A 24374-nucleotide genomic window follows, 5' to 3' on the forward strand; every position below is an offset into this window, starting at 1 on the left:
AAGCCGCGGCGCGGTGACGCGTCAGCGCTGCCGGAACGCGCCGAGCGACGGCAGCGCGCGACCGTGGAAATCGAACAGCGTGTTGTTGTCCCACTGGTCGCCCGCGCCGAGCTTCCAGCCGACGCCGGGCGTCGGGATCCATTCCGGTTCCCACCAGAACACGCCCTTGCCGCGATTGCCGGGCACGCCCTTCACGATATCGACGACCGCCGCGAGAAATTGCGCCTGGCCGGCCGGCGACGGCGGGAAGGTCGTCGAGCCGGTGTTCGTCATCGCGTTCGGCTCCGAATCGCCGTCGCTCGTGGTCCACGGATAGGCGGTCTCCACGACGATCAGCTCCTTGTCGTAGCGCACCGCGAGATCGTTCGCGTTGTTGCGCAGATCGTCGAGCGCGCCTTGCCATTGCGGGTAGTACGACAGGCCGATCACGTCGAACGCGACGCCGCGCTGCTTCGCGCTGTCGAACCACCAGCGGCTCTTGCCGTTGTCGCCGCCGCTGTCGATATGCAGCATCACCTTGATGCGCGGATCGACCGCCTTCACCGCGTCGTGACCGGTTTTCAGCAACTGCGCGAGGTTGTCCCACTGATCGTAGCGGCCGAGCGGCCACAGCATGCCGCCCGTGATCTCGTTGCCGATCTGCACCCACTCGGGCCGCACGCCGGCGCGCTGCAACTGGCGCAGCACGTCGGTCGTATAGGCCGACAGCAGCGCGCACGTCTCGGCGAGATTCTTGCCGGCCCACGCATGCGGCGGGTATTGCTTGCCGGGGTCGGCCCACCAGTCGCTGTAGTGGAAATCGATCAGGATGCGCATCCCGAGCGCGGCCGCGCGCTGCGCGAGTGCCACGACGTGCGCGGCATTGTTGTAGCCCGCCGCAGCGCTCTGGTTCGCGGGGAAGAAATCCGGATTGCCGGGATCGTTCCACACCTTGATCCGGATCGAATCGACGCCGTGCGCGCGGAGAATCTTCAGGCAGTCGCGCGGCGCGCCGCCGCCGTCGAAGAAGGCCGCGCCATGCGCTTCGAGTTCGGGCAGCGTCGAGATGTCGGCCCCCATCGCGAAGCCGCCGGCCGTCGCACTGCGCGGCGCGGGTCGTGCGAAGGCAGGCAGCGGGCCAGCCAGGTCGAGGCACGCAAGCGCCGCGCTCGAGATGCTCCAGCGCAGCATCGATCGTCTGTTCATCGTCATCCTCCATGTCATGGACCCCGTCGTGCGTGGGGTCGGCTTCGGTGTTTTTAAGCGCTTAAATTTCGGCCTGCGAGACGAGGCCGAATGGAGCGTAGCGCATCTGTCGCCGCCGATGCAAAGAACCCGCGCGTTGCCTACTATCTGGCGAGCGCCGTCACGCGTTGCTCGTCGTCGCAGTGCGGCTCGACGGACGGCACGATTGGCGCGGACGGCGCTCGCGTGGCCGTCGGCGGACTCCGGCGCTGTGTCGCGGTCGGCCGCTCGCGGCGTACGCGCTCGCAGCATGCGCGCCGCGCTAGGACCGGTCGCGATTGCGAGCGCGCGTCGCTCCGGTGATGACCGCGATGCCGAACAGGATGACGGCCACGATCTCGATGATGTGCTGAGAGACGTGCAGCGTCATCAAACCCCAGGCGACGCCGCCGATGAAGATGATCCATCCGACCAGGTAGATGAGCAGGGTCATCGTTCTTCTCCTTGCAGTGTTGGCCCGTGACGCCGATTGCCGGTCGTGCAAAATTTACCGCTCGCGCGGCGAGGCGCGATGAAAGGCGCGATCCGCGCATGCGGGAGCATGTTGCGAGCCTGGCTTGGCCGCGCCGGCGGCATTTCCCGGCTACGCAGCTCGCCGAGTGTTTCACTCCGCCGCATCCTGCGCATGCAGCCCCAGCCGCGCCATCAGCCGCCCGGCATCGAACGGCGCTTGCGTTTTCGTATCGTTGTCGAAGTAGCAGTACACGTCGCGCGTCTGCACACGCGGCGGTTGCAGCGCCGGTGCGGCGAGACGCGCATCGGCCGGTTGCGTGCCCCGGCTCCACGCGTCGATTCTTTGCGCCCATCGTTCGAGCGCCGCATCGGCGTATTCGCCCGAATACTTCGTTTCGGTGCCGTGCAGCCTCAGGTAGACGAACCGCGCGCTCAGATCCTCGAACTGCGGCCACGCCTCGGTCGAATCCGACACGACGAGCGCGACCTTGTGGCGGCGCAGCAGCTTCACGAATGCCGGGTCCACGAAGCTGTCGTGCCGCACTTCCACCGCATGACGCAACGGCCGCTTGCGGTCGATCTGCAGATACGGCTCGCGAACCCGCGCATCGTGCCGGCGGGCGAGCGCGAGCGCCGCCTCCGTATCGTGCGGCAGCAGGCTCAGGAAGCGCTCCATGTGCGCCGGGTCGAATCGCAACGACGGCGGAAATTGCCACAGCAGCGGCCCGAGCTTGTCCTTCAGCGCGAACAGCCCCTGGGCGAAAAAATTCGCGCACGCGACCGTGGCCGTTTCGTCACGAAAACGCAGCATGTGCGTCAGGTAACGTGAACCTTTCACGCTGAACACGAATCCCGGCGGCGTGTCGGCGTACCAGCGCCGCCAGCTGTCGGGCGCTTGCAGGCTGTAGTGCGTGCCGTTGATTTCGATCGTCTGCATCCGGCCCGATGCGTATCGCAGCTCGCTGGCCTGCTTCAGGTCGGCGGGGTAGAAGGTTCCCCGCCAGCCCGGGTAGCGCCAGCCTGAAATGCCGATGTGAATCCTGCCCGAAGTGCGTGTCACGTCGATGCCCGGCCGCGCCGGGTTCCTGATGCGGTTCCGGCGACGAGCAATCTGCGTGCCGCGACCGTCGCCGATTTGTTTTCTTAAAGACCGTGCCACGTTCGGCCGGTATGATCGCTGCGCTCGCGAGCGACGCAATCGGCCGGTGCGTACCGATTCATGCGTCACCGGCTGCGCCAGCACGGCAATCAAGACCATGACGACACTACCGGACGGACCAGGCGATGCGCGGTCCGCCGATTCGGCCGAACGGGCCAACCCAGCACGACGGAGTATCGACACGATGTGGACGGAGACAGGGACGGGGCGGTGCGCGCGGGCGATCGCGGCCGGCGGGGCAATGTGCGTGGCCGCCGCGGGCGGGGCGTACGCGCAGGCAACGGCGCCGGGCGCCGCGGCAGTCGCGCTGCCGCCGATCGACGTGCGTGGGCCGGCCGACGCTTCGTCCGTCGGGCTCGTCGCGCGGCGCACCGTCACCGGCACCAAGACCGACACGCCGATCGACGAGATTCCGCAAACGATCAACATCGTGACCGCGCAACAGATCGAGATGACCGGCGCGGCCGACCTGAACCAGGCGTTGCGCTACGTGCCGGGTTTCGCGACGTTCGGCGCCGACAGCCGCACCGACTGGTATGCGGCGCTGCGCGGCTTCACGCCGACGCTGTATGTCGACGGCCTGCCGGCGCCGAATACCGCCGTGATCGCGAACTGGCGCGTCGACCCGTACACGATCGACTCGATCGCGGTGCTGCGCGGGCCGACGTCGGTGCTGTATGGCGCGGGCGAGCCCGGCGCGATCGTCGACGCGCACACGAAGCTCGCCGACGGCGAGCGCGTGCGTGAAGCCGGCGTGCAGATCGGCAACGATGCGCGCAAGCAAGCGATGCTCGACGTCGGCGACCGGCTCGATCCGGATGGCAGGTACGCCTACCGCTTCGTCGGCGTCGCGCGCGACGGCAACGCGGTGACCGGCCCGAACGGCGACCGGCGCGTCGCGCTCGCGCCGTCGTTCCGGTGGCGGCCGAACGCGGATACGTCGTTGACATTTTCCGCGACGTTCCTGCAGGACAGCGGCGACATCTCGTCGAACTTCCTGCCCGCGTCGGGCACGGTGCTGCCGAACCCGAACGGCCGCCTGTCGCAGGACCTCTACATGGGCGACCCGTCGTTCAACGACTACCGCAAGAAGCAATGGTCGCTCGGCTACGCGCTGGAACACCGCGTGAATGCGATCTGGACGCTGCGTCAGGACGTGCGCTGGTCGCACCTGTCGCTCGACGACGCGACGGTGTTCGGCAACGGCCTCGCGCCCCGCAGTACGACGAACATGATGCGTTTCGCGGGGCTGTTCCAGCTCAACTACAGCCGGCTCGACATCGACAACCACGCGCAGGCGCGCTTCGGCACCGGGCCGCTCGAACACACGCTGCTGTTCGGCGCGCAATTCGACCGGCAGACGACGACCAACAGCGTATGGCTTGCGCTCGCGCCGTCGCTCGACCTGTACCACCCCGTCTATCGGCCCGTGACGGCCGCGATCTTCTCCGGCCCGACGTCGCTCGGCCACGTCGACCAGTACACGGCGATGAACGCGTTCGGCGTGTATGCGCAGGATCAGATCCGCTGGCGGCGCTGGACGCTGACGCTCGGCGGCCGCGAGGATGTCGTGAATGCGCGGTTCGACGACCGGTCGGCGGGCACGCACGTGCAGCAGGACGTCAGTGCGTTTTCGGGGCGCGTCGGGCTCACCTATCGCGGCGACGCCGGGTGGTCGCCGTACGTCAGCTATTCGACGTCGTTCGATCCCGTCATCGGCGTGCGGATGTTCGGCGGCGGCTTGCCGAAACCGACGCGCGGCGCGCAGACGGAGGCCGGGCTGCGCTGGCAGCCGCCCGGCCGGAACCTGATGCTGAACGCGGCCGTGTATCAGATCGACCAGACCAACGTCGTGACGCCGACGCCGGTGAATCTCGATCCGACCGCCACGACGTCGGTGCAGACCGGCAAGGTGCGCTCGCGCGGCATCGAGCTGAGTGCGGTCGGCAAGGTGACGCGCGAGCTGTCGATCGTCGCGTCGTATCTCTATCAGGACGTCAAGAACGTGCAGGCGAACGACGCGTCGCTGAACCACTGGCCGGTGTCCGTGCCGCTGCCGCGGCAGATGGCGTCGATGTGGGCCGACTGGACCTGGCACACGGGCGCGCTGGCGGGCGTCGGCGTCGGCGGCGGCGTGCGCTACCAGAGCGCGTCGGCCGGCGCGCCGGACAATTCGCTGACGGTGCCGAGCGCGACGCTTTACGATCTCGCGATCCATTACGACCTGCCGCGCTGGCGTTTCGCGGTGAACGTCGCGAACCTGTTCGACCGGCGTTATGTCAGCGGATGCCAGTCGTACGCGGTGTGCGTGTTCGGCAACGAGCGGACCGTGCTGGCCAGCGCGAAATACAACTGGTAAGCGCACTCGTGTTGCATCGGCCTACGCGCGGCGTTGCGGCTGCCGGGCCGCGGCGCGCGCGCCCGCGTGGCCCTGGCGGCGCCATTCGGTCGGCGTGATGCCGAACCGTTCGCGAAAGGCGGTCGCGAAATTGGCCGGCGTGGAAAAGCCGATTTCCTTCGCGATGCTGGCGATGCTGAGCGAGGTGGAATCCAGCAGATCCTGCGCGATCCGCAGCCGCTCGTAGCGCAGATACTCGAACACCGTCTGGCCGAGATTGTCGCGAAACGCGCGCGACAAGCGCTTTTCGTGCGTGCCGACCGCACGCGCCAGTTCTTCCACCGTCGGCGGATCGTTCAGCGTGCGCGACAGGTGGCGGATCGCCGCGCGCACGATGATGTCGTCCTCCTTGCCGCCCGCGGCCGAGCCTTCCGCCTGTTCCGCTGCGGCCGGCCGTTCGCGTTTCGTGCGCGAGAGCTGCACGCGAATCCGCGCGATCACTTCCGCCGGCTCGAACGGCTTCACCACATAGTCGACGCCGCCGATCTCGAGCCCTTCGAGCCGCTCGTGCAATGCGTCGGCCACGGTCAGGAAGATGACCGGGATCGCGCACGTCAGCGGATCGGCGGCGAGCAGACGGCATGCGGTGAAGCCGTCCATGCGCGGCATGCGCACGTCCATCAGGATCAGGTCGGGCATCAGCGCCTGCGCGCGCTGGCACGCCTGCGTGCCGTCGAATGCGATGCTGATCCGGCATCCCGTGCTGCGCAGGATGTCGATCAGCAACCTTAGCTGGTCGGGTTGATCGTCGACGATCAGGATATGCGCGTCGCTTAATGCGGAGATCGATGAAGACATCGTGCACCTGTTGTGAAAAGGCGGTTGACTGCGTTTCCGCGGGTGGCCTGCCCGGTGCGGAGGAAACGTCGGAAGCCGCTCTGTGGCGATGCATCCATCGCATCGCATGCTCGCATCGAATCCGTACAGGGCGGAACCGCGCGGCAGGTAATCGCTCGGCGCATCGCACGGCTTTCGTTGTTTTGATCGCCAGCCGGTCGACACGCGAGGGATTGCCGTGCTCGCGTGGAAATGATCGCGACTGCCGGAATCGGCGCGAGCGGAATTGTAGGAGCATATTTCGAATCCGGCCAGACATGGCGGCCCTATTCGCACGATTCACCCTTCTCGATTATCGAAAATGGCGGTTTGCGACAGGCTCGTGAAGCGTCGATGTGCGTGAATGCTCATGGTTTACGCCTATATCCGGCGTAAAAGCGCCGAGTCGGCCAGTTTCGAGGTTGTCTTTTTCAGAAAGTTTTTTAATCGAATCCGCTTTGGCAAAGTATTTATCCGCCCGGTAAAAGATTTTGAATAACGGCGCGGGCGCGAAATCGTTTGCGAGATGAGTGTATTTTACGTAAGTCATTGAATATTTTAGATTTTACAATCTATAAAGAATGTCGGCTTTAATAATTTAATCTCGTGTCTCATAATTCGTCCGAACTTTGAATGACGGGTGGAGCAGGGCAGCGGAAGTGCCGCAAGCGGCGACGGACGTTGTCAGACCCGGGGCCTGCGCATCAATTGATGCTCGTCCAGGCACATGCTCGCTGCACGGAAATGGAACCCGGTTGCCGGGGATGAAATAAAAGAAGCGTGGTGGGTCGCGGTCGGCGCGACGACAAATCGGGGATGTTCATGATGACGGGTTGAATCTCCTGATTCAGCCGGGAGAAGACTCGTCCATAAGAATCAATACGTATTCCTAATGCAATAGCCGGATTAGCGGAACGGGACGTCGAACCGACGGCATGCCCGGGGCTTTCGAACGCCCTGTCGAAACGAGCGTGCGCGATACGTGTCGTCTCGACAGGGCTTGTGTCCGGGCCGTGGAATTCACTTCCGAGAGAAGTCGCAACCGTAATCGAAGTCGAAGCTGTCAATAAAAGTAAGTAGTCCGTATTCAAACAAGACGCTACACAACGGAGCAGAAGACCATGAAGAGGAAGCAGATTTCGGCGCTCGCCGCCGCGATGTTCGCGGGTGCGGGTGTGCTGATCGCCGGCGCCGCCCACGCGGACAATTTCGTCGACCGCGGCAACCCCGACAACGCGCTGAACGGCCAGTGTATCGACGGCACCAACCCGCTATGCGTGGCAACGAAGAACGGCAGTTACGTCGCGGTCAGCACCGCGAACGTGACGCAGGGCACCAATGCGAAGGCCGGCACCAGCGGCATCGCGATCGGCGACCAGTCGAATGCGAGCAGCAAGGGCGGCACCAGCAGCGGCGGCGCGATCGCGATCGGCGTCGGCTCGCAGGCGCTGGCGAACTCGGCCACCGCGATCGGCACGGTGGCGGTCGCCCAGGGCAATACCTCGCTGGCGATCGGCCGCCAGTCGGCGGCGGTCGGTGATTTCTCGATGGCGCTCGGCAACGTCGCCGATGCGCACGGCACGAGCTCGATCGCGCTCGGTCACTCGGCGCTCGCCAGCGGCGACCGCTCGGTCGCGATCGGCGGCGCGAACCCGACGTCGAGCGATGGCGTATCGGCCGGCGCGTCGTACGACGCGGCCACGCAAACGCGTGCCGGCGGGACGCAGTCGGTGGCGATCGGCGCCGGCGCGCAGACGAGCGACAACAACCAGGTGGCGATCGGCTCGGGCAGCGTCGGTGCGAACAACGGCGGCACGCCGGTATTCGGCGGCACGGCCGCGCCGGTGGGCGGCGCGGTATCGTTCGGCGCGATCGGCAGCGAACGTCAGCTCAAGAACGTCGCGGCGGGCGCGGCCGATACGGACGCCGTCAACGTCCAGCAGCTGAAGAACGTGAACAGCACGCTGAGCACGAGCATCGGCAACGTCGACGCACGCGTGACGTCGGTCGGCAACGCGCTGTCGACCTCAATCTCGAACGTCGACCAGCGTGTGACCAGCGTCGGCAACAGCCTCAGTACGAGCATCGTCACGGCCACGCAGAACGTCGTCAAATACACCGACGACTCGCACGCGGCGATCGCGCTCGACGGCGCCGCCGGCACGACGATCGGCGGCGTGGCCGCCGGCGTCGCCGATACCGATGCGGTCAACGTCGGTCAGTTGAAGGGCAGCCTCACGCCGCTGCAGACGTCCATTTCGACGGCGGCTTCGAACATCACGAACCTGCAGAACAGCGTGACGGGCATCAACGGCTCGCTGAGCACGGCGGCATCGAACATCGCCGGCCTGCAGGCGGCCGATACGCGCAACGTCAAGTACGACGGCGCGAGCGGCTTCGACTCGGTGACGTTCGCCGGCCCCAACGGCACGACGCTGCACAACGTCGCAGACGGCAAGGACCCGCACGACGCCGTCAACGTCGGCCAGTTGAACGGCGGCCTCGCGTCGCTCAGCACGAGCGTGACGAACAACCTCAGCACGACGCTCGGCAACCTGAGCACGTCGATCACCAGCCAGATCGGCAACGCGACGAAGAACGCGGTGCAGTACGACGACGATGCGCACGACGGCGTCACGCTCGGCGGCAAGGGCGCAACGGCGCCGGTCGGCCTGCACAACGTGGCGGACGGCGTGGCGGCGGGCGATGCCGTGAACGTCGGCCAGCTCGGCAAGGCGACCGACACGCTCAACCAGTCGATCATGACCGTCGGCAACCAGGTGACGGCGAATACCGGCAACATCGCGGCGCTCCAGCAGGATGCGCTGCAGTGGAACCCGGGCCTCGGCGCCTACGATGCGAGCCACGGCGGCCACGGCCCGCAGCTGATCAGCAACGTCGCGGCCGGCAAGAGCGGCACGGATGCGGTCAACGTCGACCAGCTGAACGCGGCGATTCACGACGGCACGAGCCAGCTCGATGCGCTCGCGGTCAAATACGACGATGCGAGCAAGCAGCAGGTGTCGCTCGGCGCGGGCAACGGCGGCAGCCCGGTGCGCCTGACCAACGTCGCGGCAGGCAACGTGGCGGCCGGCAGCACGGACGCGGTGAACGGCGCGCAACTGCGCCGCGCGACCGACGGCGCCGCGGCCGCGCTCGGCGGCGGCGCGACGGCGAACCCGGACGGCTCGATCGGCGCGCCGAACTACAAGATCGGCGGCAGCGCGTTCAACAACGTCGGCGACGCGCTGACGAACCTCGACGGCCGGGTCGGCAGCAACACGACGACGCTCGCGAATCACGAAACGCGCATCGACAATGCCGAAACCAATATCGCCGGCAACACGGCGGCGATTGCCGGGCTGCAGCAGGATGCGCTGCAATTCGACCCGACGCTCGGCGCATTCAACGCCGCGCGCGGCGGCGCGCCGACGAAGCTGAGCAACGTGGCCGACGGCAACGTCGCCGCAGGCAGCACGGACGCGGTGAATGGCGGCCAGTTGTCGGGCGTGAAGACCGCGCTCGAGCAGCAGATCACGAACGTGTCGAACCAGGCCGGCGAAGCCGTGAAGAACGTCGTCAAGTACGACGTCGACGCGAGCGGCAACCGGCTGAATTCGGTGTCGCTCATCGGCGGCGACGCCACCTCGGCGGTCGTGCTGAAGAACGTCGCGGCGGGCACCAGCGATACCGACGCGGTGAACGTGAAGCAGTTGAAGGACGTGCAGTCGAACCTGAACCAGCTCGGCGCGCTCGCGGTGCAGTACGACGACAGCTCGAAGAGCACGATCACGCTCGGCGGCGCGGGCGGCACGCGCATCACCAACGTGCAGGCCGGCACGCTCAGCGCGACCAGCACCGACGCGGTGAACGGCTCGCAGCTCTATGCGACCAACCAGCAGGTGTCGAAGAACACCACCGACATTTCCAACCTGCAAGGCAGCGTCACCAACATCGCGAACGGCAAGGCCGGCCTCGTGCAGCAGCAGGACCCGAACGGCGCGATCACGGTCGGCAAGGATTCGGGCGGCACCAGCGTGAACTTCTCCGGCACGGCGGGCGACCGCGTGCTGACCGGCGTCGCGGCGGGCGTGAGCGACAACGACGCGGTCAACATGGGCCAGTTCAACAACGCGCTGAAGAACGTGGCGGCCAACGACAAGATCCGCGCGGCCGCGACCGATGCGAACACCACGTGGATCGCGCGTGCCGATGCGGGTTCGATCGGCTCGACGGCGACGGCGACCGGCAAGAACGCGGTGGCGGTCGGCCAGGGCTCCGTCGCCGATCGCGACAACTCGTTCTCGGTCGGCGCGAAGGGCAGCGAGCGCCAGGTCACGAACGTCGCGGCCGGCACGGCGCCGACCGACGCGGTGAACGTGCAGCAGTTGAACGACAACCTCGCGACGGCGTCGACGCAGGCGAAGGGCTACACCGACCAGCGCATCGGGCAGGTGTACAACTCGTTCAACGACCTGAAGAAGGACATGTACGGCGGCGTCGCGTCGGCGATGGCGGTGGCCGGCTTGCCGCAGCCGACCGGCGCGGGGCGCTCGATGGTGTCGGCTGCGACGTCGAACTATCACGGCCAGCAGGGCTTCGCGGCCGGCTACTCGTACGTGACGGAGAGCAACCGCTGGGTCGTCAAGGCATCGGTGACGGGCAACACGCGGTCGGACTTCGGCGCGGTGGTCGGCGCGGGTTACCAGTTCTGATGGGGCTCGCGCAGCGTTGAGCGATGCGCGGGTGCCGGGCAACGGCAGTCATGCCTGGCACCCGCGGTCGAATGGTGGCCCGGGGCCCGTGTGCGGACCCCGGGCCTGTGTCGTTCGACGCACACCGGTTCGAGCGGTCGCGCCGCGTCCGTCGCGCGGCTCCGAATGCGAGCAGCACGACCCGCGCCGCGCATTGCCCATCGCTCGAACGACGGCCTCATGCGGGCTTGGCGCCCCGCGCACCCGTGCGTCCAATGCGAGTTGTGGAATGCGAGCCCGCGCTCGTATTCTGAAGTCCTCGGGCGGCACGGCATGGGGCCTCCGCCCACCACCGCATCAGAGAGCGCGACCATGACCGAAACGACAGCCACGATGAAGCTGAACCACCTGAGCTTTCCCTCCGCCGACACGCTGGCCACCGCCCGATTCTTCGAGCGATACCTCGGCTTCACGATCGCGGGAAGCTGGGAAAAATCCTGGATCCTCAAACGCCCGGGCTTCGACGTCGTGATCGATCACGTCGGCGACGGCGTGCCCGCATGGCCCGCCAATTTCCACGTCGGCTTCGAACTGCCGAGTCTCGATGCCGTGCACGCGTTGTTCGCGCGCTTCAAGGAGGAAGGCGTCGCGATGGAGACGGACGTCTTCAACAACGGGCGCGGCTCGCGCTTCTTTTGCCGCGCGCCGGGCGGCGTGATGTTCGAACTGAACACGCGCGCGGATGCCGCGCCGGAATATCAGGGCACCTTCGACGATTGATGCGACGCAGTGCGTGCCACGCTCAATCGCAACGGCTGGCGCGGGCGAGCGTCTCGATGACCGCGCGGGTACGCGACGGCTTGGTGATCTCCGTCCATTGCAGATGCGCGTATTTCGGGTCGTCGCGCAAGCCGGCGAACTTCACGCGGTTTCTCGCGAACGTCGTGTACGACCACAGGAGCACCGAGTCCCGCGAGCAGAACGCCATCCGCAGCGATTCCCGGTTGCCGTGAGAGAGCCGGGTGCGCATGAGCCCGCGGCCGATCGTGCGCCGCAGCACACGGGAAAACACCGTCCATCGCCCGAAGTTGAGCCATACGACGTGCGTGGCCCTCGACCACAGCACGTCACGCACCGCGCTGTAGTTTCCGTCGGCGACCCAGCGGTCGCCGGCCGTCGCCGCCCGCACCGCATGGTCGAACTGCGCGGGCGGCACGGCGGTCCAGCCCGGGCCCCAGTAGAGCCGGTCGAGTTCGATGTACGGGCAGGCCGCGGCGGCGGCCAGTGCGCTGGCAAAGGTGGATTTCCCGGCTCCGCTTGTTCCGACGACGATGACGCGCATGGGTGTGACCACCGGCAAAAAGGTGAGGGCGCGTATTGTGCCCGAAGCGCGCGGGTGGGCCGGTATCCGTAGCGGGAAAAAGCGGACCGCTGGCGAACCCGCGCATCGATCAATCGAGCGGCGGCACCGCACCATCCCGCAACATCTTGACGAGCCTTGCGCGCCGCTTCTCGAGATCGGCGATCTGGCGGTCGATCGCTTCGAGGCGTTCGCGCTGGACGTCGGTGATCTGGTCGCACGAGCGGGCGCCGTCGATCAGCAACATGCAGTCCGGAAAGCCGCGAATGTCGTCGAGGGTGAAACCGGTCGCGATCATGCGCTGAATCTGCTTGACCTGCGTCACAGCCTTGTCGGGAAACAGGCGATAGCCGTTGTCCGCGCGCACCGATGCGAGCAGGCCGTGCTCGTCGTAGTGCCGGATCGAGCGCACGCTCGCGCCGGTGAGCTGCGCGAGTTTGCCGATGGTCAGCAGTGGCTGGGTAGGCGGATTTTTCATGAAGGGCAGGTTAGCACGATCCGCTTGACTCTTACATCAGTGTGAGGGTTGAGACTGGGCGTCCGTTCATGCCTGGAGGAAAACACCATGGATACCCGCGTGCTGATGCGCTGGCTGATTGCCGTGATCTGGTGGGCGATGCCGTTCGCGTGGGCGTACGACGCGGCCGCCGCGCCGCTGAGCTATACCGTGACGTCGACGGACGGCGTGAAGCTGGCCGTTCAGGAAAGCGGCGACCCGGACGGCGTTCCGGTCATCCTGATTCACGGCCTGCTCGGCAGCCGCCTGAACTGGGACGCGCAAGTCCAGAGCGCCGAACTGCGCGGCTTCCGGATCATCACGTACGACCTGCGCGGCCACGGGCTGTCGGACAAGCCGTCCGGCGCGCAGCCGTATCGCGACGGAACCCGCTGGGGCGACGATCTCGCCGCGGTCATCGACGGCACGCATGCGCGCAAACCGGTCGTGGTCGGCTGGTCGCTCGGCGGCGTGGTGATCTCGAACTACCTCGCCCAATACGGCGACCGCGCGATCGCGGGCGCGGTGTACGTCGACGGCGTGGTCGAGCTTGCGCCGGGCCAGATCGTCGATCATCCGGACGTGTACCGCGACATGAATGCGGCGGATCTGAAAACGCATCTCGACGGCGAGCGGACTTTCGTCGGTCTGTGCTTCAACCGCCGGCCGGATGCCGCGACGTTCGAGCGCTTGCTCGCCAACGCCGCGATGGCGTCGTGGGACATGCAAAAGGCCATCCCGACGATGTCGGTATTCGCCGCCGCGGGGCTCGGCCACGCGCGCGTGCCGCTGCTGTTCATCTACGGCGGGCGCGACGCGCTGGTCGACACGCAGGCGACGCTGGCTCGCGCGGCCGCACTGAACTCACGCATCGTCAGCAAGGTGTACGCGGCATCCGGTCACGCGCCGTTCATCGAGGAAGCCGGGCGGTTCAATCGCGATCTGGCCGCGTTCGTCCGGTCGGCGTCTGCGCAATGAAGTGGCGACGTCACGCCGGTGTGACCGGGATGCCTGTGGGGTCGCGCGCCTCACGATCGTGAAAGCGCTGGAACGCATCGATCAGCCGCGCGCGCTGCGCGGCCAGCGACGGATCGCGCCGATCGCGCGGCCGTGCGACGTCGACGTGGAGTTCATCGTCGACGCGGCCCGGGTTCGGCGCGAGCACCAGCACGCGATCGCCGAGATACAGCGCCTCGTCGAGATCGTGCGTGACGACGATCGCGGCCATCCGGTGCCGATGGACGACCTCGAGCAGCAGCGTCTGCAAGCGCATCCGCGTGATCGCGTCGACCGCGCTGAACGGCTCGTCGAGCAGCAGCAGATCCGGCTCGCCGAACAGCCCGCGCGCGATCGCGGCACGCTGCGCCATGCCGCCCGACAGCGTCGCCGGCAGCTGCCGCGCGACGCCGGCCAGGCCGACCTCGTCGAGCAACCGCGCGACGCTCGGATCGCGTCCGCCCCGCGCGCCGGACGCGAAACCGACGTTGTCCGCGATCGACAGCCACGGCAGCAGCCGCGGCTCCTGAAAGATCACGCCGACACGCGCGGACGGCCCGGCCAGCGCGCTGCCATCGAGCGTCACGCTGCCGCGGAAGTCCGGGTCCAGGCCGGCGACGATCCGCAGCAGCGTGCTCTTGCCGCACCCACTCGGGCCGACCACGCAGACGATTTCGCCTCGCGTGACCTGCAACGCGATGTCGGCCAGGATCGTGCGATCGCCATACAGCTTGCGGGCGATCCGCAGGTCGAGCAGCGGCGTGGCGAGGCTGGCGGCCGGACGGATGGAAGTGGAAGCGCTCATTTGCCGCCCTCGCGCGCCGCGCCGTCGAACGCATCGCGCCAGCCGAGCCAGCGCGACTCGATGCGACGCATCGCGCCGTCGGTCAGCTTGCCGAGCAACGCGAGCAGCAGGATCGCGCCGAACACGAGGTCGGGGCGTCCGGTTTCGCGGCCGTCGCTCAGCAGGAAGCCTAGGCCGCGCGTGGCCGCGATCAGCTCCGCGGCGACCATGAACATCCACGCGAGGCTGAGGCCGGTCCGCAGGCCGGTGACGATCTGCGGCAGCGCGGCGGGCAGCAGGATCCGGCGGAACAGCGCGAGCGGGCCGAGCCGGTACACCGCGCCGAGCTCGACGAGCTTGCGGTCGACGTCGCGAATGCCGGCGACCACCGCGAGATGAACGGGAAAGAACGCGCCGATCGCGATCAGCGTGATCTTCGGCGCTTCGTCGATGCCGAGCCACAGCAGCAGCACCGGCACCCACGCAAGCGACGGAATCGCGCGCAGCGCCTGGAACGTCGGTTCGAACAGCGCATCGACTCGGCGGCTCAGGCCCATCGCCGCGCCGACGACGAGCGCGAGGCCGGCGCCCGCCGCAAAGCCGGCCGCGACGCGCAGCGTGCTCGCGCCGACGTGACGCGCAACCCGCGTGACGCCCATTCGCGCGAGCGTATCGAGAATCTCGCTCGGCGCCGGCACGAGATGTTCGGGCAGCCAGCCGCGCCGCACCACGAACTCCAGCAGCACGAGCGCCGCGAACGGCAGCGCGAGTCCCGCGACCCGCCACGCGCGCAGCGGGTCACGTCGGGCCGCACGCGGCGGCGAAGCGGGTTGGCGGGACGCGAGCGCGTCGCCGCGCGCGGTGGTGTCCGTCATCGGCGTCACGCTCAGTGCGACGCCGCGACGATCGGGCGCGCGAACGACGGATCGAGCAGCGTATCGACGATCTTCGCCGGATCGACGCCCGGCTTGGTCAATTGCTCGGCCGTCAGCACCGGCGCGGCGGCCTTCAGCGCCGCGCGCTGCGTGTCGCCCGGCACCGGGTCGCTGAAGTCGTTGCGCTGAAGCTGCAGCTTCGCGACCGGTAGCGATACCTTCGATTCGTCGGCGACGATCTGCGCGGTTTCGGCCGGATGCGCGACGATCCACTGGCGCGCACGGTCGTAGACCTTCAGCACGCGCGCGACCGCCTGCGGATACTGGCTGGCGAACGCATCGCGCACGTTCAGGAAGCCGTACGTATTGAATGCGACGTTGCGGTACAGCAGGCGCGCGCCGTCGTCGAGCTGCGCGGCGGCCATGTGCGGATCGAGCCCGGCCCACGCATCGACCTGGCCGTTCGCGAGCGCGGTGCGGCCGTCCGGATGCTGCAAGTTGACGATCTCGACGTCGTCGCGGGTCAGGCCGACCGTGTGCAGCGCGCGCAGCGTGAACAGGAACGGATCGGTGCCGCGCGTCGCGGCGATCTTCTTGCCTTTGAGGTCGGCGAGCGAACGGATCGGCGAATCCTTGCGCACCACCAGCGCCGTCCATTCGGGGCGCGAGAACACGTAGACCGTGTGGATCGGGTTGCCGTTCGCGCGCGCGAGCACCGACGCCAGCCCCGCGGCCGAGCCGAAATCGACCGCGCCGCTGTTCAGGTATTCGAGCGCGCGATTGCTGCCGAGGCTCAGCACCCAGCGAATCGCCGTATGGTCGGCCTTGAATTCGTCGTCGAGCCAGCCGAAGTGGCGGATCACGAGACTCTCGGGCGAGTAGTACGCGTAGTCGACGCGGATTTCAGCGGGCGTCGCCGCCTGCGCGTGTATCGACGCGAGGCCGGCAAGCGCGGCAACGACGACGGCCGCGGATTGCCACACGCGGGACCAGAACGACTTCATCGGGGATTCTCCGGAAGAGCGGCAACGCGCCGCGAACAGGCAGGGTAGTGGGCTACTGTAACGAAGCGCAGGCGTTCCGTTAACGAAGAAATCCGCGATTGCACATGCACGCTGCTGCTAAGCGCCTCTGCCGCGCAACTTTATGACGCACGCCGATTAATTTATCGGTTTATATCGCTTGGGATTGCCGGATCGAGGGAACAGAATTTCCGTTGCCGGAACCCGGCTGCAGCGGGGCCGCATGCGCTCGACGCCGCGACGGTCGCGAAGGCGCCTGCCCGGTTCCCCGGCTTTACGATCACCTTGCCGTGCATTCGGCATCAAACTAAGGAATCCGATGAGTTCGATCGATCTAGGCTCAGTCACGCCGGTTTCTTCCCCCATCCGCTCGGCGAGCGACGTCGCGCGCCTGATCAATACGGTGGACAGTTCGGTGAGTCACGCACGGATGATCGTGCTGCTGGCGCTCGGCGGCGTGTTTCTCGATGCGTACGACCTGACGACGCTGTCGTACGGCATCGACGACGTGGCGCGCGAATTCGGCCTGACGCCCGCGCTGACCGGGCTGGTCGGGTCGGCGATCATGATCGGCACGATCTTCGGCAGCCTGGTCGGCGGCTGGCTGACGGACCGGATCGGCCGCTATCAGGTGTTCATGGCCGACATGCTGTTCTTCGTGGTCGCGGCGATCGCGGCCGGGCTCGCGCCGAATGTCTGGGTGCTGATCGCCGCGCGCTTCGTGATGGGGCTTGGCGTCGGCATCGACCTGCCCGTCGCGATGGCGTTCCTCGCCGAATTCTCGAAGTTCAACGGCCGCGGCAACAAGGCGTCGCGGCTCGCGGCGTGGTGCCCGATGTGGTACGTCGCGTCGTCGGTGTGCTTCCTGCTGATCTTCGGGCTGTATTTCCTGCTGCCGGCCGAGCACGCGGGCTGGCTGTGGCGCGCGTCGCTGATCTTCGGCGCGGTGCCGGCGCTCGTCATCATCCTGTTCCGCAACCGCTTCATGAACGAGTCGCCGCTGTGGGCCGCGAACCAGGGCGATCTGGCCAATGCCGCGCGGATCCTGCGCGAATCGTACGGCATTCACGCGCACGAAGCGGACGATGCGCGACGCGAGCCGAGCCCGCCGCCGGTGCGGATTCGCGTACTGTTCCAGCGTCCGTATCTGGGGCGCACGATCGTCGCCAGCGTGATGAACCTGTGCATCCCGTTCGAATACACGGCGATCGCGTTCTTCCTGCCGTCGATCCTGTCGCAATTCCTCGGCGCGGGCGTGTTCGAGACGATCGCGGCGTCGCTCGCGTTGAACGTGCTGTTCGCGTTCACCGGGGGCTTGCTCGGCATGCGACTCGCGTATCGCTATCCGTCGCGTCATGTCGCGATCGCGGGGTTTGCGCTGCAAACGGTCGCGCTCGTCGCGCTGGCGCTGGCGGGGCATCCGCACGGCGCATTGGCGGTCGGCGTCGTGCTGCTGATGCTCGGCACCTGGCTGTTCGCCGAAGGTTTCGGGCCGGGCGCGCAGATGATGATCTATCCGACGCTGTCGTATCCGGCCGCGATCCGCGGCACCGGCGTCGGCTTCGGGCGGTCGCTGTGCGGCATCGGCCAGGCACTCGCGCTGTTCGTGCTGCCGATCCTGCAGGCGCGTCTCGGCACCGACATGTTCTGGGTCGTCGCGATCAGCGCGGTCACGCCGATCGTGTTCCTGCTGATCATTCGTTATGAGCCGACGGCGAACGACGTCGACGACGAAAGCGTGGCGTAACCATCGACCCTGGGGGCGCTCGTTGTCCCCCGGCAAATACAAACGGCTTCGTCAGACTGCACGAAACCGTTTGTACTGAAAGCCGGCCGCCGCGTGAATGCGGACAGACCGGCTTCGACGTCGCCCAACGCTACGCGCTCACCGCTTCCCGCTCGGCCGCGCGCTTGACCTGTTCGATATCGCGAAACTGCGCGGCCGGATGCTCGTCCGGCAGCCGCGCCGATCCGCCGAAGAGTTTTTCGCGCAGCGTGCCCGGCGCATACGCGGTCGGATACACGCCGCGCCGCTGCAACTCGGGCACGAGATGGCGCACGACGTCCTCGAAGGTTTCATGCGCGACCGCATACGCGAGATTGAAACCGTCCACGTCGGTCGCGGCGACCCATTCCTGCAGGATGTCCGCGACGGTCGACGCCGAGCCGACGAACACCGGGCCCATCCCGCCGATGCCGCCCCAGGCCGCCAGCGCCTCGATCGTCCACGCGGTGTCGCCGCCCGACAGGTGCTCGACCGCCGACACGATCGCATTCGTTTCGACGCGCCTGACCGGATCGGTCGGCGCGTACTGGCCGAAGTCGATGCCGGTCCAGCCGGACATGAACACCAGCGAGCCGTCGTACGACACGTAGCGCCGATACTCGTCGAACTTCGCTTGCGCCTTCTCGTCGGTCTCGTCGACGATCACCGTGACGAGGTTGTAGATCAGCACTTTCGCCGGGTCGCGCCCGGCGGCCGCGGCCTGCGCACGTACGTCGGCCACATAGCGCGCAAGCTGGTCGCGGGTCGGCGCGGCGACGAACACGCATTCGGCGTGCTGCGCGGCGAACGCCTTGCCGGGGCCCGACGCGCCGGCCTGGAACAGCACCGGCGTGCGCTGCGGCGACGGCTCGCACAGGTGATAGCCGGGCACGTCGAAGAAGCGGCCCTTGTGGCCGATCTCGTGCACTTTCTCCGGATGCGTGAACACGCGGCCGTCGCGATCGCGCACCACCGCGTCATCCTCCCAGCTGCCTTCGAACAGCTTGTACAGCACTTCGACGTACTCGGCCGCGACCGCGTAGCGGTCGTCGTGCGTGCGCAGCCCGTGATCGCCGACGTTCTTCGCGCCGCTCTCCAGGTACGACGTGACGATGTTCCACGCGAGCCGGCCCTTCGTGTGGTGGTCGGCGGTCGACAGCCGGCGCGCGAACGTGTATGGATGCTCGAACGTCGTCGACGCGGTGATGCCGATGCCGAGATGCTCGGTCGCCATTGCGATCGGCGCGGCGAGCTGCAGCGGATCGTTGACCGGAATCTGCGCGGCCTGGTGCAGCGCGTGATAGTTGCTGCCCTTGTACACGTCGTAGTAGCCGATCACGTCCGCGATGAAGATCGCGTCGAAGATCCCGCGTTCGAGCACGCGGGCGAGGTCGGTCCAGTAGTCGAGATCCTTGTACTGCCACGAGCGGTCGCGCGGATGCGCCCACAGGCCGGGCGACTGGTGGCCCACGCAGTTCATCTCGAACGCATTGAAGCGGATGGTCTTGCTCATTGCGCGGCCCCCGTTTCCGCGCTGGCGCCCGCATGGGCGTCCGCACCGTTGCCGACGCGCCACACGAACGGCGGCGTGCGGCCGTTGATGATCCAGTCGCCGACGATGCGCGCCTTGTAGACGAGCGGATTGTGCGACGACACCGTGCGCGCGTTGCGCCAGTGGCGATCGAGCGCGGTCGTGCTGCGGGTCGCCGACGCGCCGAGCGCGTCGAACAGGCGCGTCGCCGCGCGCAGCACGAGTTCGGACACGACGAGCTGGCTCTGCGCGGATTCGATTTCGGCCGCGACGTTCGCGGCCTGCTCGGCCGCTTCGTCGCCGCCGAAGCGCGCTTCGTACGCGTGCTGAAGCGGCTGCGCGGCGCGCAGCGCGAGCGCATCGGCCGCGTAGGCCCATGACGCGATCTCGCCGATCACCTGCTGCAGCTGCGCGTCGTCACCCGCGCGCGGCGCATTGCCGTGGCTGTACACCCGTGTGCGGTTGCGCACGAGTTCGCCCGCGTCGCGCACGATCGCATGGCCGATGCCGGCGAGCGTCGCGACGTGGAACAGCTGGTAGAACGCGGTCTGGTACTTGAAGCGGCGCGCGAAATCGATCACGTTGTCCGCATCGACCGCCGCGTCCTCGAAACGCGTCGTACCGCTGCCGGTGGTCGTCTGGCCGAAACCGTCCCAGTCGTCCTCGCGGATCACGCCCGGCTGCGCGGTCGCGACGGCGACGATCACGTCGCTGCCGTTGTGCGCGCGCTGCGCGAACACGTCGATCCAGTCGGCGAACAGGCTGCCGGTGCTGTAGAACTTGCGGCCGTTCAGCACGAGCCGGCCGTTTTGCTCCGATACCTTCGTGACGGTCTGGCCGAGCGGCACGTCGCCGGCTTCCGACCATGCATTGCCGACCAGCTGGCCGCTCGCGAAGCGGTCGAACCAGGTCGTGCGTTGCGGGCCGTCCGGTGCGTTCAGCCAGTCCTCGACGAACGCGAAATGTCCGCGCAACGCCTGCGGCAAATTGGAATCGGCGGCGGCCAGCTCGGTCAGCAGCCGGAACAACTGCGGCAGCGACGCGCCGGCGCCGCCCGCGCTCGCCGGCAGCCGTATCGCGCCGAAGCCCGCCGATTTCAGCCAGCCGATCGCCTCGTGCGGCAGTTCGCGGCGGCGTTCGCGTTCGGCGGTGCCGGCGGCGATACGCTCGAAGATCGGCCGGAACCGGCTCGCGAGCGCATCGTAATCGGTACCAGTGGAAAGGTCGGGGGCTGCGTGCGACGAAGTCATGCGGGTTTCCTCGAAGGGCGTGCGCCGGGAGCCCAGTATAGGAAGCGCGAAGCGGGCGTTCCAATAACGGATTCTCGGATCGTTATCGTCGCTGCGTATTACCGCGACTGCGACCGCAACCACGCGGGGACGCATCGACGTTCATGCATCCGTTGCGACGTCAAAACGCCGTTCCACCTGCGTCAGGCGCGACGTCGTTTGTTCTCCCAAGGAATATCGTTCCGAGAATCGCTCGGTTTTCCGGCCCGCGCGGCGCTGCTAGATTGAATGCTTTCGCCATTCGACAGGAGAGCCCGATGTCAGACACGAGCGCGACGATTCAGGAGCGGCCGGCCGATGCACACCCGCAGGTGGCCCGCGTGATCGCCGACGACGCGCAAGCGATCGCGGCCGCGCATGCGCTGGCGCAACGCCTCGCGCAAGGCGCCGCCGAGCGCGATCGCGACCGCCGCCTGCCGCGCGAGGAAATCGAATGGTTCTCGCAGTCGGGGCTGTGGGCGATCACGGTGCCGAAGGCATACGGCGGCGCAGGCGTCTCGCACGTGACGCTCACCGAGGTGATCAAGATCGTCGCCGCGGCCGATGCGTCGCTCGGGCAGCTTCCGCAGAATCATTTCGGGTTGATCGACGTGATCACGCTCGTCGGCACCGACGCGCAGAAGCGGCATTTCTTCGCCGAAGTGCTGAGCGGCAAGCGGTTCGGCAACGGGTTCTCGGAGAAGGGCACGAAGCACGTGCTCGACCTGAAGACGCGCGTGCGCCGCGACGGCGACGACTACGTCGTCGACGGCACGAAGTTCTACTCGACCGGCGCGCTGTTCGCGCATTACGTGCCGGTGCTCGGGCTCGACGACGCGCAGCAGGCCTGGCTCGCGTACGTGCCGCAACCGACGCCCGGGCTGACCGTGATCGACGACTGGTCGGGCTTCGGCCAGCGCACGACCGCGAGCGGCACGGTCGTGCTCGACGCGGTGCGCATCCCGGCGTCGCACGTGCTGCCCGCGCAGCGCGTGTCGGACGTGCCGACGCTCAACGGCCCGCTGTCGCAGATCATCCAGGCGGCAATCGACGCCGGCATCGCGAAGGCGGCGATCGACGATACGCTCGCGTTCGTGCGAACCCGCACGCGGCCGTGGGTCGACAGCGGCGTCGAGCGGGCCACGGACGATCCGCTGACGATTCGTGAAATCGGCCGGCTGCACATCCAGCTGCATGCGGCCGACGCGTTGCTCGAACGCGCGGCGCGCACGCTCGACGAGATCGCGGCCAAGGGCGACGTGACCGAGGACGACGTCGCGCGGGCGTCGGTGGCGGTCGGCGAAGCGAAGGTGCTGACGACCGAGGTCGCGCTGCTCGCGGGCGAGAAGCTGTTCGAGCTGGCCGGCACGCAAGCGACGCTCGCCGAGCACAACCTCGACCGCCATTGGCGCAATGCGCGCACGCATACGCTGCACGACCCGGTGCGCTGGAAATATCACCTCGTCGGCAACTACTACCTGAACGGCGCGCGCCCGGCGCGCCATGCGTGGAATTGAACGTCAGCGCCCGGACGCCAGCAGCGCGCGGGTCAACCCCCGCGCGATGCCGTCGAGCGCGAAACCCAGCGCGCCGATGACGACGATCACCGCGGTCAGTTCCGCATACGCGAGCCGGTCGCGCGTATCGAGGATCAGGTAGCCGAGGCCCGCGTTGACGCCGAGCATCTCGGCCGGCACCAGCACGATCCACAGGATGCCGATCGCGAGCCGGATGCCGTTGAGCAGCGGCCCCGCGATCGCGGGCAGCACGATATGGACCAGCAGCTCGCTGCGGGTGGCCGCGAGGCTTGCGCCGAGCTGCAGCCAGCGCCGGTCGATCTGCTTGACGCCGGCCGCCGTGCTCATCAGCACCGGCCACAACGCGGCGAACCCGAGCAGGAAGTAGATCGCGCGGTCGCCGATGCCGAACGACATGACCGCAAGCGGCATCCACGACAACGGCGACACCATGCGCAGGAACTGGAACGTCGGCGACAGCATCCGCTCGACCCATGGCACGCGGCCGAGCAACAAGCCGAGCGGGACGCCGGCCAGCAGCGCCGCGCCGAGCCCGACGCCGATGCGTCGCAGGCTGACGAGCGCGTGTTCGAGCAGATGATCGTCCGCGCAGAGCGAGCGCAGGCTGGCGAACGCGCTGTCCGGCGCGAACTGCCGGCCGAGCGAGCCAGGCTCGGTCAACGCATGGATCGCGGCCCACCAGACCACGACCGTCGCCACGAGCCCGGCCACGCCGAGCCAGCCCGCGGCCGCAGGTGCCCGGGAACGGCCGCCGCCGGTCCGGCGCGTGCCGGGTGCGGACGAGCGGCGGGTAGCAAGCGCATCAGACAACGACGATCTCCTCGCGGCGGAACCCGCCCGATTGACCGAACGCGGTCAGCCCGCCGACCGCGTCGATGCTCTTGCGCACGAACCGGTCGTCGACCAGGTCGCGGGCCGCGAACGCCGGATCGAGCGACGCGAGGAATGCGCTGTCGCCGTCGACCACCGTCCGCTTCAGCCGCTGCACCAGCGCCTCGGTATAGCTAGGGAACGGATACGGCTGGAAGTCGATCCGCTTCGCGTGCCAGTCGGCGTGGCGGATCGCGCCGCTCGCGCGATAGGTGTCGGCCAGCGACGCCGACGGCACCAGCACGCGGTCCAGCGACGCGAGCGTGTGCGGCGAATAGCGGTGCGTGCCGTCCTTCGACAGCAGTTGCGCGGTTTCCTGCGGATGCGAGCGCGCCCACAGCTGCGCCTTCACGATCGCGTTGACGACCTTTTGCGACCACGCGGGGCGCTGCGTCAGATCCTGCTCGTGCATGAACACGACGCAGCACGCATGGTTCTTCCACACATCGCCGGTGAAACGCAGGATCTTGCCGATCTTCATCAATTCCGCGGTCGCGTTGAACGGCTCCGCGACGATATACCCGGCGATCTGGCGCGCGGCGAGCGCGGGCAGCATGTCCGACGGCGCCATGACGACGAGGTTGACCTCGTTCGCCGCGGGCGTGCCGCGCCGCTTGAGCACGGGGACGAGCCCCTGCCCGCGCAGCATGTCCTGCAGCACGACGTTGTGAATCGAGTACCAGAACGGAACCGCGACGGTCTTGCCGCCGAGATCGCGCAGCGAGTCGATGTCGGGCGCGACCGTCAGCCCGGAGCCGTTCACGTGATTCCATGCCACCACCTTCGCCGGCGCGCGGCTGCCGTAGCGCGCCCACAGCGTCATCGGCGACAGCAGGTGCACGACGTTGACCTGGCCGGACAGGAACGCCTCGACGAGCTGCGCCCAGCTGCGCAGCAGCTTCGGTTGCTCGACCGTCAGCCCTTCGGACGCGAAATAGCCGTTGTTGTGGGCGACCAGCAGCGGGGCCGCGTCGGTGATCGGCAGATAGCCGATGCGAACCGGCGCATCCGGCTCGGCCGCGGCGTGCGCGTTGGCCATCGACAGCAACGGGGCGGCACCCGTCGCGGTGAACAGGGCCGCGAGCTTCAGCCATTCGCGGCGCGACATCGGAATCTGGCACATGG

Annotated in this window: 19 protein-coding genes; 6 read left to right on the top strand and 13 right to left on the bottom strand. The window is 67.7% G+C overall.

Translation table 11 applies throughout. The annotated features are described in order from the left end of the window. Positions 1 to 21: 21 nt before the first annotated feature. From KU887_RS32060 to KU887_RS32070, 3 genes are all read right to left on the bottom strand, one after another. Positions 22 to 1185, bottom strand: a complete 1164-nt coding sequence (locus KU887_RS32060) for an arabinogalactan endo-1,4-beta-galactosidase (RefSeq protein WP_006498113.1) — start codon at positions 1183 to 1185, stop codon at positions 22 to 24. Positions 1186 to 1486: 301 nt separating this feature from the next. Beyond that, entirely contained in the window at positions 1487 to 1657 is a 171-nt protein-coding gene (locus tag KU887_RS32065; RefSeq protein WP_006397039.1) for a hypothetical protein, read from the bottom strand. A gap of 171 nt (positions 1658 to 1828) precedes the next feature. Then, complete coding sequence (locus KU887_RS32070; protein ID WP_258258829.1) at positions 1829 to 2737, bottom strand: DUF72 domain-containing protein; 909 nt, start codon at positions 2735 to 2737, stop codon at positions 1829 to 1831. A gap of 283 nt (positions 2738 to 3020) precedes the next feature. Here KU887_RS32070 and KU887_RS32075 point away from each other — a divergent pair, with 283 nt between their 5' ends. Then, complete coding sequence (locus tag KU887_RS32075; protein ID WP_258258815.1) at positions 3021 to 5195, top strand: TonB-dependent siderophore receptor; 2175 nt, start codon at positions 3021 to 3023, stop codon at positions 5193 to 5195. 21 nt (positions 5196 to 5216) lie between these two features. Here KU887_RS32075 and KU887_RS32080 read toward each other — a convergent pair whose 3' ends face one another. Continuing rightward, positions 5217 to 6032 (bottom strand): response regulator, encoded by an 816-nt coding sequence (locus tag KU887_RS32080; protein WP_027811369.1) that lies wholly within the window; start codon positions 6030 to 6032, stop codon positions 5217 to 5219. A gap of 1139 nt (positions 6033 to 7171) precedes the next feature. Here KU887_RS32080 and KU887_RS32085 point away from each other — a divergent pair. Both KU887_RS32085 and KU887_RS32090 read left to right on the top strand, forming a co-directional pair. Further along, positions 7172 to 10765 (top strand): YadA family autotransporter adhesin, encoded by a 3594-nt coding sequence (locus KU887_RS32085; protein WP_258258816.1) that lies wholly within the window; start codon positions 7172 to 7174, stop codon positions 10763 to 10765. A gap of 351 nt (positions 10766 to 11116) precedes the next feature. Continuing rightward, positions 11117 to 11524, top strand: a complete 408-nt coding sequence (locus KU887_RS32090) for a VOC family protein (protein WP_006483322.1) — start codon at positions 11117 to 11119, stop codon at positions 11522 to 11524. A gap of 22 nt (positions 11525 to 11546) precedes the next feature. Here the strand turns inward: KU887_RS32090 and KU887_RS32095 are convergent, their stop codons facing one another. Continuing rightward, positions 11547 to 12086: a hypothetical protein gene (locus tag KU887_RS32095; protein WP_006498118.1), complete on the bottom strand. Its 540-nt coding sequence runs from the start codon at positions 12084 to 12086 to the stop codon at positions 11547 to 11549. A gap of 109 nt (positions 12087 to 12195) precedes the next feature. Further along, positions 12196 to 12582 carry a MerR family transcriptional regulator gene (locus tag KU887_RS32100; protein ID WP_006483333.1) on the bottom strand — a complete coding sequence of 129 codons (387 nt, stop codon included), beginning with the start codon at positions 12580 to 12582 and terminating at the stop codon, positions 12196 to 12198. Positions 12583 to 12669: 87 nt separating this feature from the next. On the opposite strand from KU887_RS32100, the gene KU887_RS32105 reads away from it, so the two are divergent. Next, positions 12670 to 13578: an alpha/beta fold hydrolase gene (locus KU887_RS32105; protein ID WP_006483331.1), complete on the top strand. Its 909-nt coding sequence runs from the start codon at positions 12670 to 12672 to the stop codon at positions 13576 to 13578. 10 nt (positions 13579 to 13588) lie between these two features. Here the strand turns inward: KU887_RS32105 and KU887_RS32110 are convergent, their stop codons facing one another. Genes KU887_RS32110 through KU887_RS32120 form a run of 3 tightly spaced genes read right to left on the bottom strand, consistent with a single transcriptional unit; the run spans position 13589 to position 16259 of the window. Next, entirely contained in the window at positions 13589 to 14401 is an 813-nt protein-coding gene (locus KU887_RS32110) for an ABC transporter ATP-binding protein (protein WP_077188972.1), read from the bottom strand. Beyond that, positions 14398 to 15255: an ABC transporter permease gene (locus KU887_RS32115; protein WP_034204015.1), complete on the bottom strand. Its 858-nt coding sequence runs from the start codon at positions 15253 to 15255 to the stop codon at positions 14398 to 14400. The genes KU887_RS32110 and KU887_RS32115 overlap by 4 nt, the downstream gene beginning before the upstream one ends. 11 nt (positions 15256 to 15266) lie before the next feature. Next, a complete protein-coding gene (locus KU887_RS32120) occupies positions 15267 to 16259 on the bottom strand; it encodes an aliphatic sulfonate ABC transporter substrate-binding protein (protein ID WP_006483326.1) in 993 nt (330 codons plus the stop codon). Between the two features lie 337 nt (positions 16260 to 16596). Here KU887_RS32120 and KU887_RS32125 point away from each other — a divergent pair, with 337 nt between their 5' ends. Continuing rightward, positions 16597 to 18024 carry an MFS transporter gene (locus KU887_RS32125; RefSeq protein ID WP_006498123.1) on the top strand — a complete coding sequence of 476 codons (1428 nt, stop codon included), beginning with the start codon at positions 16597 to 16599 and terminating at the stop codon, positions 18022 to 18024. 130 nt (positions 18025 to 18154) lie between these two features. Here KU887_RS32125 and KU887_RS32130 read toward each other — a convergent pair whose 3' ends face one another. Beyond that, positions 18155 to 19555 carry an LLM class flavin-dependent oxidoreductase gene (locus tag KU887_RS32130; RefSeq protein ID WP_058903919.1) on the bottom strand — a complete coding sequence of 467 codons (1401 nt, stop codon included), beginning with the start codon at positions 19553 to 19555 and terminating at the stop codon, positions 18155 to 18157. Beyond that, positions 19552 to 20823 (bottom strand): acyl-CoA dehydrogenase family protein, encoded by a 1272-nt coding sequence (locus tag KU887_RS32135; RefSeq protein ID WP_058903920.1) that lies wholly within the window; start codon positions 20821 to 20823, stop codon positions 19552 to 19554. The genes KU887_RS32130 and KU887_RS32135 overlap by 4 nt, the downstream gene beginning before the upstream one ends. 296 nt (positions 20824 to 21119) lie before the next feature. Between KU887_RS32135 and KU887_RS32140 the strand changes: the two genes are divergently transcribed. After that, on the top strand, positions 21120 to 22358 hold the full coding sequence (locus KU887_RS32140; RefSeq protein WP_006483330.1) for an SfnB family sulfur acquisition oxidoreductase: 1239 nt from the start codon (positions 21120 to 21122) through the stop codon (positions 22356 to 22358). A gap of 3 nt (positions 22359 to 22361) precedes the next feature. Here the strand turns inward: KU887_RS32140 and KU887_RS32145 are convergent, their stop codons facing one another. Beyond that, on the bottom strand, positions 22362 to 23189 hold the full coding sequence (locus tag KU887_RS32145) for an ABC transporter permease (RefSeq protein WP_058903921.1): 828 nt from the start codon (positions 23187 to 23189) through the stop codon (positions 22362 to 22364). Next, the gene (locus KU887_RS32150) at positions 23182 to 24372 is read right to left on the bottom strand and encodes an ABC transporter substrate-binding protein (RefSeq protein ID WP_034203485.1); all 1191 of its coding nucleotides are present in this window, start codon (positions 24370 to 24372) and stop codon (positions 23182 to 23184) included. The genes KU887_RS32145 and KU887_RS32150 overlap by 8 nt, the downstream gene beginning before the upstream one ends. Between the last annotated feature and the right edge of the window lie 2 nt (positions 24373 to 24374).

Origin of the sequence: Burkholderia sp. EMB26, from assembly GCF_024730645.1 — a bacterium.
GTDB classification, from domain to species: Bacteria; Pseudomonadota; Gammaproteobacteria; order Burkholderiales; family Burkholderiaceae; genus Burkholderia; species Burkholderia cenocepacia.